14 protein-coding genes are annotated in these 13,649 nt (G+C 71.9%); 13 read left to right on the top strand and 1 reads right to left on the bottom strand.

Features of this window, described 5'->3' with window-relative positions; genetic code table 11:
• Positions 1-154 precede the first annotated feature (154 nt).
• From J2S59_RS03190 to J2S59_RS03130, 13 genes are all read left to right on the top strand, one after another.
• Positions 155-1,339: an acyl-CoA dehydrogenase family protein gene (locus J2S59_RS03190; protein ID WP_068117733.1), complete on the top strand. Its 1,185-nt coding sequence runs from the start codon at positions 155-157 to the stop codon at positions 1,337-1,339.
• Between the two features lie 14 nt (positions 1,340-1,353).
• Positions 1,354-2,286: a VOC family protein gene (locus J2S59_RS03185; RefSeq protein WP_068117728.1), complete on the top strand. Its 933-nt coding sequence runs from the start codon at positions 1,354-1,356 to the stop codon at positions 2,284-2,286.
• A 130-nt stretch (positions 2,287-2,416) separates the two neighbouring features.
• Entirely contained in the window at positions 2,417-3,955 is a 1,539-nt protein-coding gene (locus tag J2S59_RS03180; RefSeq protein WP_068117723.1) for an ABC transporter substrate-binding protein, read from the top strand.
• Positions 3,956-3,971: 16 nt separating this feature from the next.
• Positions 3,972-4,946, top strand: coding sequence for an ABC transporter permease (locus tag J2S59_RS03175; protein WP_220138309.1), 975 nt, complete (start codon positions 3,972-3,974; stop codon positions 4,944-4,946).
• Positions 4,943-5,893, top strand: a complete 951-nt coding sequence (locus J2S59_RS03170) for an ABC transporter permease (RefSeq protein WP_068117720.1) — start codon at positions 4,943-4,945, stop codon at positions 5,891-5,893. Before J2S59_RS03175 ends, J2S59_RS03170 begins: the two co-directional genes overlap by 4 nt.
• A 3-nt stretch (positions 5,894-5,896) precedes the next feature.
• Positions 5,897-6,904, top strand: a complete 1,008-nt coding sequence (locus J2S59_RS03165) for an ABC transporter ATP-binding protein (protein ID WP_068117718.1) — start codon at positions 5,897-5,899, stop codon at positions 6,902-6,904.
• Positions 6,901-7,917 (top strand): ABC transporter ATP-binding protein, encoded by a 1,017-nt coding sequence (locus J2S59_RS03160; protein ID WP_068117715.1) that lies wholly within the window; start codon positions 6,901-6,903, stop codon positions 7,915-7,917. Before J2S59_RS03165 ends, J2S59_RS03160 begins: the two co-directional genes overlap by 4 nt.
• Positions 7,914-8,426 carry a nuclear transport factor 2 family protein gene (locus J2S59_RS03155; protein ID WP_068117711.1) on the top strand — a complete coding sequence of 171 codons (513 nt, stop codon included), beginning with the start codon at positions 7,914-7,916 and terminating at the stop codon, positions 8,424-8,426. Before J2S59_RS03160 ends, J2S59_RS03155 begins: the two co-directional genes overlap by 4 nt.
• Positions 8,423-9,253, top strand: a complete 831-nt coding sequence (locus J2S59_RS03150; protein ID WP_068117708.1) for an SDR family NAD(P)-dependent oxidoreductase — start codon at positions 8,423-8,425, stop codon at positions 9,251-9,253. The genes J2S59_RS03155 and J2S59_RS03150 overlap by 4 nt, the downstream gene beginning before the upstream one ends.
• A 104-nt stretch (positions 9,254-9,357) precedes the next feature.
• Positions 9,358-10,230 (top strand): IclR family transcriptional regulator, encoded by an 873-nt coding sequence (locus J2S59_RS03145; RefSeq protein WP_306824800.1) that lies wholly within the window; start codon positions 9,358-9,360, stop codon positions 10,228-10,230.
• Positions 10,231-10,233: 3 nt separating this feature from the next.
• Entirely contained in the window at positions 10,234-11,091 is an 858-nt protein-coding gene (locus J2S59_RS03140; RefSeq protein ID WP_068122008.1) for an LLM class F420-dependent oxidoreductase, read from the top strand.
• A gap of 33 nt (positions 11,092-11,124) precedes the next feature.
• Positions 11,125-12,291, top strand: a complete 1,167-nt coding sequence (gene hsaA / locus J2S59_RS03135; protein WP_068122005.1) for a 3-hydroxy-9,10-secoandrosta-1,3,5(10)-triene-9,17-dione monooxygenase oxygenase subunit — start codon at positions 11,125-11,127, stop codon at positions 12,289-12,291.
• A gap of 55 nt (positions 12,292-12,346) precedes the next feature.
• Positions 12,347-12,871, top strand: coding sequence for a hypothetical protein (locus J2S59_RS03130; RefSeq protein WP_306824799.1), 525 nt, complete (start codon positions 12,347-12,349; stop codon positions 12,869-12,871).
• 26 nt (positions 12,872-12,897) lie between these two features.
• Here the strand turns inward: J2S59_RS03130 and J2S59_RS03125 are convergent, their stop codons facing one another.
• Positions 12,898-13,644, bottom strand: coding sequence for an SDR family NAD(P)-dependent oxidoreductase (locus tag J2S59_RS03125; protein WP_068120858.1), 747 nt, complete (start codon positions 13,642-13,644; stop codon positions 12,898-12,900).
• Positions 13,645-13,649 lie beyond the last annotated feature (5 nt).

The following is a 13,649-nucleotide window of genomic DNA, read 5'->3' as shown; positions in this document are numbered from 1 at the left end:
GAGCCCCACGGCTCGTCGGCCCCGTCCCCTCCCTCGCTCCAACCCTCGTTCCGGCCAGTCCCGGTCATCAGGACTGGCCGGCACGACGCTCCTCGCCTCCTGCACGGTGTGACCGCGTTCACGTGTCGGATCGTGACGAGGCGAAGGAGTCGAGATGGCAGCAACGGTCATGGAGCTGATCGAGGAGCGGGCGGAGGAGATCGCCCGGCTCGGACCGGTCAACGAGTCGCTCGGCCGGCTGGATGACCGGGCAGCCGAGCTGCTGCGGGAGATCGGCGTGGTGCGGATGCTGCAGCCGCGCGCCCACGGCGGCCTCGAGACCACCCTCGTGGAGTTCGCGGAGGCCGTGATGCGCCTCGCCTCTTTGGACGGCTCGACCGGCTGGGTCGCGGGCATCGTGGGCGTGCACCCGTGGGAGCTGGGCATCTGCGACCCCCAGGCGCAGAAGGAGGTGTGGGGCGAGGACCCGGACACCTGGCTCGCGTCGCCGTACGCCCCCATGGGCGTGATCACGCCCGTCGACGGTGGCTACCGGTTCAGCGGTCACTGGCAGTTCTCGTCGGGCACCGACCACTGCCAGTGGTTGTTCCTCGGCGCCTTCCTCGGCGACGAGAACGGTGCGCCGGTGGTGCCGCGGGAGTCGTACCACGTGATCATCCCGCGCGCGGACTACGAGATCGTCGACGACAGCTGGAACGTCGTGGGATTGTCCGGCACGGGGAGCAAGGACGTCATCGTCAAGGACGCCTTCGTCCCGGCCCACCGGGTCGTGACCGCCGCGTCGATGATGGACGGCTCCGCTGCGAAGTCCGCCGACCTCGACTACACCGTCAGCCGGGTGCCGTTCAGCACCGCGTTCCCGCTGGGCATCACCTCGGCCGTCGTCGGCATGGCGGAGGGTGCGCTCGCCGCGAGCATGGACTACCAGCGCAGCCGCGTGCAGATCACCGGCACCCAGGTGCGCGACGACCCCTACGTGCTGAGCACGCTGGGCGCAGCGGCCGAGGAGATCAAGGCCGCGCGCGTCTCCCTGCTGGAGAACGCCCGCCGCTTCGAGGAGCTCGCCGCCGCCGGGCACGAGTTCACCCTCGCCGAGCGCGCCGCGAGCCGGCGTACGCAGGTCGCCGCCGCGTGGCGGGCCGTGCGTGCCATGAACGAGATCGTCGTGCGCTCCGGCGGCAACGGACTGCGCCTGGACAACCCCATCCAGCGGTTCTGGCGCGACGCCCACATGGGTCTCGTCCACGCCGTGCACGTGCCGGGGACCGTCTTCCACGCCGCGATGCTCACCGACCTCGGCTTCACACCCGAGCCCGGACCGCTGCTCACCTTGATCTGATGGAGAGGACCACCATGAATCGTCAGCCCCCTGTCATCCGTTCGCTCGGCTACCTGCGTGTGCAGACCGCCGACGTCCCCCGCTGGCGGGACCTGACGGTCGACGCGCTCGGGATGCAGGAGACCACCGGACCCCACGCCGATGGGCTCTACCTGCGGGTGGACGAGCGCGAGGCCCGCCTCGTCGTCCTCCCGGGCAGCGACGACCGCGTCCTCGGCGTCGGCTGGGAGGTCCGTGACCAGTACGGCCTCGCCGAGGTCGAGCGCACGGTCGAGGCCGCTGGGATCAGCGTCCGCCGGCTCTCGCTCGAGGAGTGCGAGGAGCGGCGCATCGAGGCCGCGATCGGGTTCACCGACCCCGCGGGCACGCCGGTGGAGGTGTTCTTCGGCCCGGTCCTCGACCACAGCCCGCTGCGCACCGCGCACGGCCAGCGGTTCGTCACCGGCGAGCAGGGTCTCGGTCACATCGTCCTCCCGACACCGCGGCAGCAGGAGACGGTCGACTTCTACTGCGACGTGCTCGGCTTCCTTCCGCGCGGGGCGATGAAGCTCGGTGGTCCGGGGGCGGAGGGCCCGCCGCGGCGGATCCGGTTCCTCGGCATCAACCAGCGTCACCACACGCTCGCCGTGTGCCCCGCGCCGCACGCTGACCCCCCGGGGATGGTGCACCTGATGGTCGAGGTCGACAGCCTCGATGCCGTGGGTCGTGCCCTCGACAAGGTCAACGCCGCGGGGTTCTCGCTGTCGTCGACGCTCGGCCGGCACACCAACGACAAGATGGTCAGCTTCTACGTCCGCGCCCCCGGCGGGTGGGACATCGAGTACGGCACCGAGGGCATGCGGGTCGACGAGACCTACTACACGGCCGAGGAGATCACGGCCGACAGCTACTGGGGCCACGACTGGTCGGGCTCCGAGCCGCTCGCGGCCTTCTCGATGAAGGCCTGATCGCCACGTCCCGGTGATCGGGACCGCCCCTCCTGGCCGCCGGTCCGGCGGTCAGGATCCCTGCGCACGCACTGCTGTGTGACGCGTGTTACGCCCCCCAAGCTCGGGTGGGACTCACTGAGGAGAAGCAATGAATCGGTTCAAGGTCCTCGCCGCGGCGGGATGTCTGGCGCTGGTCGCGGCGTGCTCGGGCTCCGGCTCCGACGCCCCGACCGACGCGGCGGACGACGCTGCGGTCGACACGTCGGCGGTGCTGCGGTACGCCGCCTCGGCAGGTGTCACGTCGTTCGACCCCCACAAGACCCGCTCGCAGTCCGACTTCGTCCTGCTCAACCTGGTCTACGACCGGTTGGTCCACCAGGACGTCGACGGCCGCGCCGTCCCCGGCCTCGCCGAGTCGTGGGAGTTCTCCGACGACATGACGAAGCTGACCTTCACCCTGCGCGAGGGGCTCACCTTCGGTGACGGCTCGCCGCTCGACGCCGAGGCCGTCAAAGCCAACATCGACCGTGCGCGCGAGCCCGACTCGGTCTCCTCCACGCAGCTGCTCGCCATCGCCGAGGTCACCGCGGTCGACGAGCGGACCGTCGAGCTCACGCTCAACGAGCCGGGTGTGCACCTGGTCCTGATCTTCTCCGACCTCGCCGGCATGATCGTCAACCCCGCGGCGTTCGCCGACGCGGAGTCCCTCGCCACGCAGCCGGACGGCCTCGGGCGCTTCACCCTCACCTCGCAGGAGCCGGGCTCGAAGTACGTCCTGGCCGCCACGGAGGACTACTGGGACGAGGACGCCCTCAAGCTGGCCGGCATGGAGGTCAGCGTCCAGCTCGACCCGCAGACCAACATCAACGCGCTCGGCTCGGGTCAGTTCGAGTGCATCCTGGTCTCGCCGGCGATGATCGAGCCGGCCAAGCAGGTGCCCGACGCGCAGGTCAAGGCGCGCACGGTGCTGACGCAGACCGTCTTCTACCCGAACCAGACCAAGAGCGAGTTCGGTGACCCGCGGGTGCGCCGCGCGCTCAACCTCGCCATCGACCGGGAGGCCGTCCTGCAGGCCGCCCAGGAGGGCATGGGTGAGGCCGCCAAGGGTCTGTTCCCCGAGGACTACTACGTGCCCAACGAGCCCGTGGCGGACCTCGTGACCCACGACCCGGACGCGGCGCGCGCCCTGCTCGCCGACGCCGGGCTCGCCGACGGGTTCGAGTTCACCGCGCTGACCCTGAGCATCCCGCAGTTCGTGACCACGGCCGAGGTCATCAAGGACCAGCTCGCCGAGGTCGGCGTCACGATGAACATCAAGGCGCTCCCGCCGGCCGACATGGGCGTGAACTTCCTGCGCGGCGAGGGCGACGCGTCCATCACCGGGTGGACCGGTCGACCGGACCCGACGATGCTCTTCGCGGCGTACTTCGACGACGCCTCGCCGCTCAACGTCTCCAAGGCCGAGCCCGCGGGCTTCGCCGAGGCGCTCGAGGCAGCGAACGCGATCGAGGACGAGGCCGAGCGCGGCGAGGCCCTGGCCGAGGTGCAGCGGATCGTGCTCGAGGACGGCGGCGTCGTGCCGCTGACCTTCAACGACGTCGGCACCGCGTGCAACAACTCGGTCGTGGGCTACGAGCCGACCGTCGTCGGCATCAGCGAGTTCCGCGGCGTCGGCATCACCAAGTGAGAATGAGGATCTGACGATGAGCAGGGGTACGGCCACGCTTCGCCGCGTGCTCCCGATGGTGGGTCGCCGACTGGCACTGGTCGTGCCCCTGCTCGCCATCGTCACCTTGGTCGCCTTCAGCCTGGTCTTCCTGATCCCCGGTGACCCGGCGGAGAAGGTGGCGGGCGAGGGGGCGACCGTCGCTCAGGTCGAGGCGGTCCGGGTCGACCTCGGCCTGGACCGCCCGGTCTGGGAGCAGTTCGGGTCCTTCCTCCTGGGTCTCGCCCAGGGCGACCTGGGCACCAGCTACACCTTCAAGACCCCCGTGCTGGACATGATCCTCGCGCGGATGCCGGTGACTGTGTCGCTGACGGTCGTCGCGCTCGCGATCGCGCTGCTCATCGGGATCCCGGCCGGCGTCCTCGCGGGCCGCCGGGCCGGGCGCTGGGAGGACCGGGCCGTCACGGTGGGGAGCACCATCGGGCTCGCGACGCCGAACTACGTCCTCGGTCTGCTGCTGGCCATGTTCTTCGGCGTGCAGCTCGGGTGGTTGCCGGCCGCGGGCTACACCCCGCTCGCCGAGGGCTGGTGGGCGTGGTTGAGCCACCTGCTGCTCCCCGGCCTCGCACTGGGCCTCGTCGCGGCGGCGGAGATCGCCCGTCAGCTGCGGGCGTCCCTGGCCAGCGTGCTGCAGCAGGACTACGTGCGGACCGCCCTGGCCAAGGGCATGTCGTCGCGGACGATCGTGTGGAAGCACGCGCTGAAGAACGCCCTGATGCCCGTCGTCACCGTCTTCGGCATCCAGGTGGGCTACCTGCTGGGCGGCACGGCGGTGATCGAGACGGTCTTCGGCATCCAGGGCCTCGGCGACTTCGCCGTCCGCGCCGTGCTCGCCGGCGACCTGCCCGCCATCCAGGGGATGGTCGTCGTCACCGTCGGCGTGACCGTCCTCGCCAGCCTCGCGGTCGACCTGACCTACGGCTACCTCAACCCCCGAGGGGAGATGCAGTGACCTCCGGTCTGACTCCCGAGCCGGTGACCCGCGCCGTCGACGCGGTCGAGGCAGCAGGTGCTGCGCCGGCCGGTCCTTCGAAGGCGCGCCGTAGCTCCCGGTCGCCGCGACGCGAGTTCCTGCGCCGTGTCGCCCGTCCGTGGGTGAACCGCTTCGCCCTGGCGGTGCTGCTCCTCTGGGCCTTCGTGGCGCTCCTGGCGCCGTGGCTCGCCCCGGTCGACCCCATCGCCCAGGACCTGACGGCGCGCCGGCTGCCCCCGCTGTCCGACGGACACCTGCTGGGCACCGACAGCCTCGGCCGCGACACGCTCTCCCGCCTGATGTACGGCGCTCGCGTGGCCGCGCAGGCCGCGCTGACCTCGGTCGCGGTGGGCCTGCTGTTCGGTGTCCCGCCCGGCCTGGTCGCCGGACTGCTGCGCGGCTGGTGGGACGCCGTCCTGTCCCGCGTGGCCGACGCGCTGCTGAGCTTCCCGCCGCTGCTGCTCGCGCTCGCGATCGTGGGTGTCATGGGTCCCAACCTGACCAACGCGATGCTGGCCATCGGTGTGGTCTTCGTGCCGCGCTTCTACCGCGTCACCCGCGCCGCCACCCTCGCGATCCGCGAGGAGACCTACATCGAGGCGTCGCGCAGCATCGGCACGCCGACCTCGTGGGTGCTGCGCCACCACGTCGTCCCCAACGTCGTCTCGCCGCTGGCCGTGCAGATCAGTCTGGCGCTCGGCTTCGCGATCCTCGCCGAGTCGTCGCTCAGCTTCCTCGGTCTCGGCGTCCAGCCACCCGCCGCGAGCTGGGGGAGCATGCTTGCCGAGGGTCGCGCGGCGTGGTTCTACACGTCCTGGCCGGTCATCGTCCCGGCCGTCACGATCGTCACCTGCGTCCTGGCCTGCAACGTGCTCGGCGACGGCATCGCCGACTCCGTGGGCCGCGACGCCGGGAAGGGACGCTGAGCCATGGGCGAGACCTTGCTGTCGGTCAAGGACCTCAGCGTCGAGTTCCGGGTGGGAGGCTCCTGGACCCCGGTCGTGACCGACGTGTCCTTCGACGTCGCCCGCGGGCAGGTCGTCGGGCTGGTCGGTGAGTCCGGGTCCGGCAAGTCGGTGTCCTGCTTCTCCGTCCTGCGCCTGCTCGACCAGCGCGTCGGCCGGGTCGCCCGAGGCAGCATCGAGTTCAAGGGCCGCGACCTGGTCACCCTCGACGACCGGGCACTGTCCGACGTACGCGGCAACGAGATCGGGATGATCTTCCAGGAGCCGATGACCAGCCTCAACCCGGCGTTCACGGTCGGGATGCAGATCGCCGAGGTGGTCCGCCGGCACCGGGGCGGCTCCCGCAGCGCCGCCCGCCAGCGGGCGGTCGAGGTGCTCGACATGGTCGGGATCCCCAGGGCCGCGCAACGCATCCACCAGTACCCGCACGAGTTCTCCGGCGGCATGCGCCAGCGCGTCATGATCGCGATGGCGCTCGCTGTCGAGCCCGACCTGCTGATCGCCGACGAGCCGACGACCGCGCTGGACGTGACGATCCAGGCGCAGATCCTCGACCTGCTGCGGGAGTTCGCCGCCGACCTGGGCATGGGCGTCGCCCTGGTGACCCACGACCTGGGTGTGGTCGCCGACATCTGCGACGACGTCGTGGTCATGTATGCCGGCCAGGTGGTCGAGCACGCCGAGTGCTTCGACCTGTTCGCACGTCCCCGCCACCCCTACACGGCGGCACTGATGGGCTCGATGCCCCAGGTCGACGGCCGGGGCGGCGAGACCGTGATCCCTGGTCATCCGCCGTTGCCGACGGAGTATCCGGCCGGATGCCGGTTCGCGCCCCGGTGCGCCCATGTGCGCCCGGCCTGCGAGGCGGCGCCGATCCCGCTGCTGCCCACCGTCACCGGGTCGAGCCGCTGCATCCGCGTGGACGAGCTCGCCCTGACCCCCTCGAGGCCCGCAGCGGAGGTGGCCCCGTGAGCACGTCGCAGCCCCTGCTCCAGGTCCGTGGACTGACCGTCGGCTACGGCCGCCGTCTGGGCCGCTCGTCCCCGGTCGTGCGCGGCATCGACCTCGACGTCCAGCGCGGCGAGGTGCTGGCGATCGTCGGGGAGTCGGGCTCGGGCAAGTCGACCGCCGTGCGCGGCATCGCTCAGCTGCTGCCGGCGACGGCCGGGACCGTCCGGTTCGACGGCCAGGACCTCACGAGCCTCTCGCGCCGCGAGCTCCGGGCGAAGCGCCGGGACCTGCAGATGATCTTCCAGGACCCCTACTCCTCGCTCGACCCCGCGATGCGGATCCTCGACTCCGTCGGCGAGCCGTTGCGGGTCCACACCTCGATGGACGCCCGCGAGCGGCGTACGACGGTGGTGGAGATGCTGCAGGCAGTGGGCCTGCGGGAGGAGCACGCCGACCGCTACCCGCAGGAGTTCTCCGGTGGTCAGCGCCAGCGCATCGCGATCGCCCGGGCCCTGATCCTGCGCCCGCAGCTGCTGATCGCCGACGAGGCCGTGAGCGCGCTCGACGTCTCCACGCAGAACCAGGTCCTGCGCCTGCTCGAGGACCTCATCGCCGAGCTCGGCATCGCGTGCCTGTTCATCACCCACGACCTCGGTGTGGTGCGCGACATCGCCGACCGGGTCGCGGTGATGTATCTCGGCACCGTGGTGGAGGTCGGACCCACCGACGAGGTCTTCGCCCGGCCCCAGCACCCCTACACCCAGGCACTGCTGTCGGCCGCGCTGATCGCCGATCCGGTCGTCCAACGGCAGCGGCGGCGTACGAAGCTGGAGGGCGACCTGCCGGACCCCACCAACCCGCCGGCCGGGTGCCTGTTCCACACCCGTTGTCCGCTCGTCGTGGACCGCTGCCGCACCGAGGTGCCCCTGCAGCGGCGCTCCGGTGGCGCAGACGTGGCCTGCCACCTCGTCGAGCCCGACCCCGACGCGGACCACGACCCCGCAGACCCCGAGACCCAGGAGACGTCCGCATGAGCGAGACCACCGAGCGCGCCAGCCTCGAGGACCGGATCACCCGCCTCGAAGCCATCGAGGCGATCAAGGTGCTCAAGCACCGCTACCTGCGGGCCTGCGACGCCAAGGAGCCGGACGTGTTCCGTGACTGCTTCGTCGCGAAGGGCGCGTTCGTCGACTACGGACCGCGCGTGGGGCGCTTCGACGACGCCGACGGCATCGCGGAGGTCTTCCGCAACGTCGCGCTGCGCGAGGTGGACGGCGGCTACACGATCTTCGACATGCACCACGCGATGCATCCGGAGATCGTGGTGGAGAGTGCGACGACGGCGCGCGGGCAGTGGTCGCTGCGGTTCCGTCAGGTCGACACGGTCGAGCGGGTCGAGCGGTTGAGCGCGATCGAGTACGACGACCGGTATGAGGTCGAGGGTGGGCAGTGGCGCATCCGCTCGTGCCAGGTGCGCGTCCTGTGGTCGATGATCCGCCCGCTCGGGGACGAGGTCCAGATCGTCGACGGGTTCCACCAGTGAGCCGCTCGGGGGAGGGCCGCGTCGCACTCGTGACCGGCGGGAGCAAGGGCGTCGGGCAGGGCATCGCGGTCGGACTCGCGGAGGCCGGATGGACGGTGCACGTCTCGGGGCGCGACCACGACCGCCTGGCCGCGACCGTCGAGCGCGTCGAGGCCGCCGGCAGCAGTGGCCGCGCGTGGGTGTGTGAGCACACCGACGACGAGCAGGTGCAGAGCCTGGTCGACGGGGTGCACGCGGAGGCGGGACGACTCGACCTGTTGGTCAACAACGTCTGGGCCGGGCCGCGCATGAACCACGCCCAGCCCGAGAAGTTCTGGGACCGGCCGTTGTCGGACTGGGAGCCGCTCATGGACATCGGCCTGCGCGCGCACTACGTCGCGACCCACCGGGCCGTCCCGCTGATGCTCGCGGCGGGCCGGGGGTTGATCGTCAACATCACCTCCGTCGGCACGCGGGCCTACCTGCACTCGACGCTCTACGGGATGAGCAAGGCCGCCCTGGACAAGCTCACCCACGACGCCGCCGTCGAGCTCAAGGGCACCGACGTCACCGTGATCTCCCTGTGGCCCGGGCTCGTCCGCACCGAGCAGCTGCTGGCGAGCGGTGTCACGGACATCGCCGGCGTCCCGGTGAGTGACGCGGAGACGCCGGAGCTGCAGGGCCGGGTGCTCGCCGCGGTCGCCGCCGACCCCGACGTCGCCCGGCACGCAGGAGGCGTGCTCATCACGGCCGAGGCGGCGCAGGAGTACGGCGTCGTCGAGCCCGACGGCGGGCGGCCGGTGTCGCCACGCGCGATGTTCGGAGGGCCGGTCTTCCCGCCCGTGTGAGGTGCCGTTGCCCTCAGTGGGAACGGCCGCTCGGGTGACGCCAGTCACTGCTAGCGTCCCGTCGACTGAGCGCCCCTGTGCGCGCAGCCGAGATGGAGGTCGGTGTGACGAACGCGCCCGTGGTGGAGAAGGAGGCGGCAGGCGTGCCGCCGTCGATGGTCGACCGGATGACGCGCATCCTCGATGCGTTCGACTCGACCCACCAGCGGCTGCCGCTGGAGGAGGTCGTACGCCGCTGCGGGCTGCCGCGCTCGACGACGCACCGGATCCTCACCCGGCTGGTCGAGCTCTCCTGGCTCGACCACACCGCTACCGGCTACGCACTCGGCGGACGGGCACGCATGGGCGGCGGCACCGACGCCGCGGTCCACGAGGACGTCCGACGCGCCGCTTCGCCGTGGCTGTCCGAGCTGCAGCTCACGACCGGCCTCGTCGTCCACCTCGCCGTCCTCGACGGCGACCACGTGCGCTACCTCGACAAGCTGGGCGGACGCTTCGCGCGCACGGTGCCGTCGAAGGTGGGGGAGCGGATGCGGGCGCACTGCACCGCGCTCGGCAAGGCGATGCTGGCCTGGCTGCCCGCCGAGGAGGTCGACCTCTACATCGGACCGGCGCCGCAGCGACACACCCAGCGCACCATCGGCTCGCGCGACGTGCTGCACCAGGAGCTGCGGCGGGTGCGCGAGCGCCGCGGCATCGCGTTCGAGCGCGGCGAGTGCGTGCCCGACATCGCCTGCGTCGCCTCCGCGGTGCGCGGCCACGACGGTCCGATCGCGGCCGTGTCGGTGACCGGCGACCTGCGCGCGCCGCTGGAGCGGCTCGTCCCTCCGCTCGTGCAGGCCACCACCGAGATCGGCCGGGCCCTGCGGGGTGACCCCGTGCAGGCGCCCCGCCCCGAGCCCGCCCCGGCCGAGACCTGGTCCGCCGACGCCCTCGGCCGCATGATGGCCATCGGTGCGGGCGGCGACTGGCTCTGAGTGATGCGCCACGGCATCTCCCTGTTCACCTCTGACCGAGGCATCCGTCCGGCCCGCGCCGCGGTGGCCGCCGAGGAGCGGGGGTTCAGCACCTTCTACGTGCCGGAGCACACCCACATCCCCGCGCGCCGCGAGGCCGCACACCCGGCGACGGGAGGGGCGGCACTGCCGGACGACCGCTACCGGCGCACATTGGACCCGTGGGTGGCGCTGGCAACGGCGGCGGAGGTGACGACGACGATCGAGCTGTCGACGTCGGTGGCCCTGCCGGTCGAGTCGGACCCCATCACCCTGGCGAAGACGATCGCCTCGGTCGACTTCCTCTCCGGTGGGCGGGTCAGCCTGGGCGCGGGGTTCGGTTGGAACCTCGACGAGCTCGCCGACCACGGCGTTGACCCGCGGCGGCGACGGGCCGTGCTGGCCGACTACCTCGCGGCGATGCGCGCGCTGTGGACCCAGGAGGTGGCGTCGTACGACGGCGAGTTCGTCCGCTTCGACGACTGCTGGGCGTGGCCGAAGCCGGTCACACCGATCGCGGTGTTCGTGGGCGCTCAGGCCGGTCCCCGCACCTTCGCCTGGATCGCGCAGCACGCCGACGGGTGGGTCAGCACGCCGCTCGACGACGACCTCCCGACGCGGGTCGCGCAGCTGCGGGAGGCGTGGGCTGCGGCCGGACGCCCCGGCACCCCCGGGATCCGCGCACACTCGCCGACCCTCGACGTGCTCGACGGCTGGCGTGAGGCCGGGATCGAGGACGTGGTCTGGTCGCTGCCGGACGCCGACGAGTCCGACGTGCTCCGCCACCTCGACCGCTTGGCCCGCGATCTCGAGCTCGCCCCTCCCGCCCAGCGGAACTCCTGAGGCCGTGACCCGGCGGCGTGCCATGCTCCCGCCATGACCCACGAGGTGCTGGGAGCGGTGCGCGATCTGCGCCCCACCTTCGCTGCGCGGGTCGAGGAGACCGAGGCCGCTCGCCGGTTGAGCGAGGAGTCCGTGCGCGACCTCGTCGACGCCGGGGTCCTGCGCATGCTGCAGCCCACGGCGTACGGCGGTCGCGAGGACCACCCGGTCCGGTTCTACGAGGTGGTCCGCGAGCTCGCCGGGGCCTGCGGCTCGACCGGGTGGGTCGCCTCGGTGCTCGGCGTCCACCCGTGGCACCTCGGCTGCTTCCCCGAGCGCGCCCAGGAGGACGTCTGGGGCGAGGACCCCGACACGATCCTGGCCTCGTCGTACGCCCCGGTCGGTCGGATGACCCCGGTCGACGGCGGCTACCGGCTGTCCGGGCACTGGCGCTTCTCGTCCGGCTGCGACCACGCGGCGTGGGTGCTGCTCGGCGCCATGGTGGTCGGGCGCGAGGGGCTCCCGCTGGACTTCATCACGACCTTGGTCCCGGCATCGGACTTCCAGGTCGTCGACGTCTGGGACGCCGTCGGGCTGCGCGGCACCGGAAGCAACGACGTCGTCGTCGAAGACGCGTTCGTCCCGCAGCACCGCACGCTGCGCAACTACGAGATGGGCCAGCTCAAGGTGCCCGGGCAGCGGGTCAACAAGGGTCCGCTCTACCGGTTGCCGTTCGGCGCGATCTTCACCTCGGCCGTCGCCGCTCCCGTCGTCGGCTCGGTGGCCGGCGGGCTCGACGCCTTCGTGCATGCGATGCGGGACCGCAACCGACTGAGCCTGGGCGGGGGCTACTTCGTCGAGGACCAGTTCGCCCAGGTCGCAGTCGCCCGTGCGTCCTCCGACGTGGACGCCGCGATCCTGCAGACCGACCACAACATCGCTGCCATGTATGACCTGGCCCGGGACCGCGCCGAAATCCCGATGGACCTGCGCCTGCGCACGCGCCGGGACCAGGTGCGCGCGACCGAGCGTGCGCTGTCGGCGGTCGAGGTCGTCTTCAAGATCGCCGGCGCCACGTCCCTGCGCCGCGGCAACCCGATCGAGCGGGCATGGCGCGACGCCCACGCCGGCAGCGTCCACGTGGCCAACGACGTCGAGCGGACCCTCTCGTTGTATGGCAAGGGACGGTTCGGGCTGACGGTCGAGGACAACCTCGTGTGACGCAGCCGGGTTGCTGATTCGGCACCTACCGGGGCACTCCAGTGCCTACGATGTCGTGCGGCCCGACCGGGCCGGGCGAGTCTTGGAGGGCTGGGAGATGGGGCGCGTGCTCCGAGGGGCGGCGGCCGCAGCGGCGGTCATCGCGGTGACGATGTCAGGGTCGAGCGTCGCGGCGTCCGCGCAGGACGTGGCGCAGGACGTGTCGCTGGCTGAGGAGTCGCCGAGCGGCGTCGCGTGGATCTACCCGGTCCCGCTGGACGCGGCGGGCGGGTCCCAGGACGCGTGGCGCAAGCTCCAGCGTCCGCGGCACCGGATGAACTTCCCGCTGAGCACCACCAGTCGCTACGAGGTCCGCAAGGCGACGTGGCGCAACTGGGGCGGACGCCGGGTCAAGGCCCGCGGCAAGGTGCGGCTGTGCTGGTCGAGCTGCACCGAGTGGCGCCCCGGCGTGATCGTGCTGGCCGGGCGGCGCACCATCGAGTGTCCGGCCGGCGAGCAGCAGCGCTACACCCGGTTCCGGGTGCGCGGGTTCGAGGGGCTGAGCCCCGCCGGCGTCTACCGCTCGCGCGCCACCTGCTGATCCGGGACTCACGGGCGCGGCGGCACTCAGGTGCCGTAGCCGCCGTCGACGTCGAGCTTCTGCCCGGAGATGAAGTTCGCCTTCGGCGAGGCCAGGAAGCAGACCGCCTCGGCGATGTCCTGCGCGGTCCCGAAGCGGCGTAGCGGGATGTTCTGCCGGGTCACCTCCAGTGCACGCTCGTCGAGCTCGCCGGAGCTGATCAGCCGCTCGGCCATCCCGTCGGTGAGCATGCCCGGACCGACGCAGTTGACGCGGACGCCGAAGCGCCCCTCCTCCGCCGCGAAGGCGTAGACGAGCTGCTCGACCGCGCCCTTCGGCCCCGACGACAGCCCGTCGCGCACAGGGAACCGGGAGGTGGCCGCCGTGGTGACCGCGACGATGTTGCCCTGCGTGCGCCGCAGCGCCGGCAAGCAGGCGTGGACGACGGCGAAGAACCCGGCGGCGTCGGCATTCAGCTGCTCGGCGAACTGTGCCGGCGCGACCCGCGAGAGGTGCACCATCGGGACGTGCGGTCCGGCCGCGTGCACGACGACGTCGAGACGCTCCCACTCCTGCTCCACCGCCTCGACGACGATGCGCGGTGCGTCCAGGTCCGCGAGGTCGAGCCGGTGGGCGGACGTGCGGGCTCCGCGGGCCTGCAGGCGCTCGATCAGGGCGGCCGGCTCGCGCGAGCGGTAGGTGACCGCGACGTCGTGGTCGTCCGCGAGCTGCTCGGCGATCGCGGCACCGATGCCACCGGAGGCTCCCACGACGAGGGCGACGGGACGGGTCATCACTG

The sequence above is a fragment of the Nocardioides massiliensis genome, from assembly GCF_030811215.1.
GTDB lineage: Bacteria > Actinomycetota > Actinomycetes > Propionibacteriales > Nocardioidaceae > Nocardioides_A > Nocardioides_A massiliensis.
This window is presented reverse-complemented; position numbering and strand designations above follow the sequence as displayed.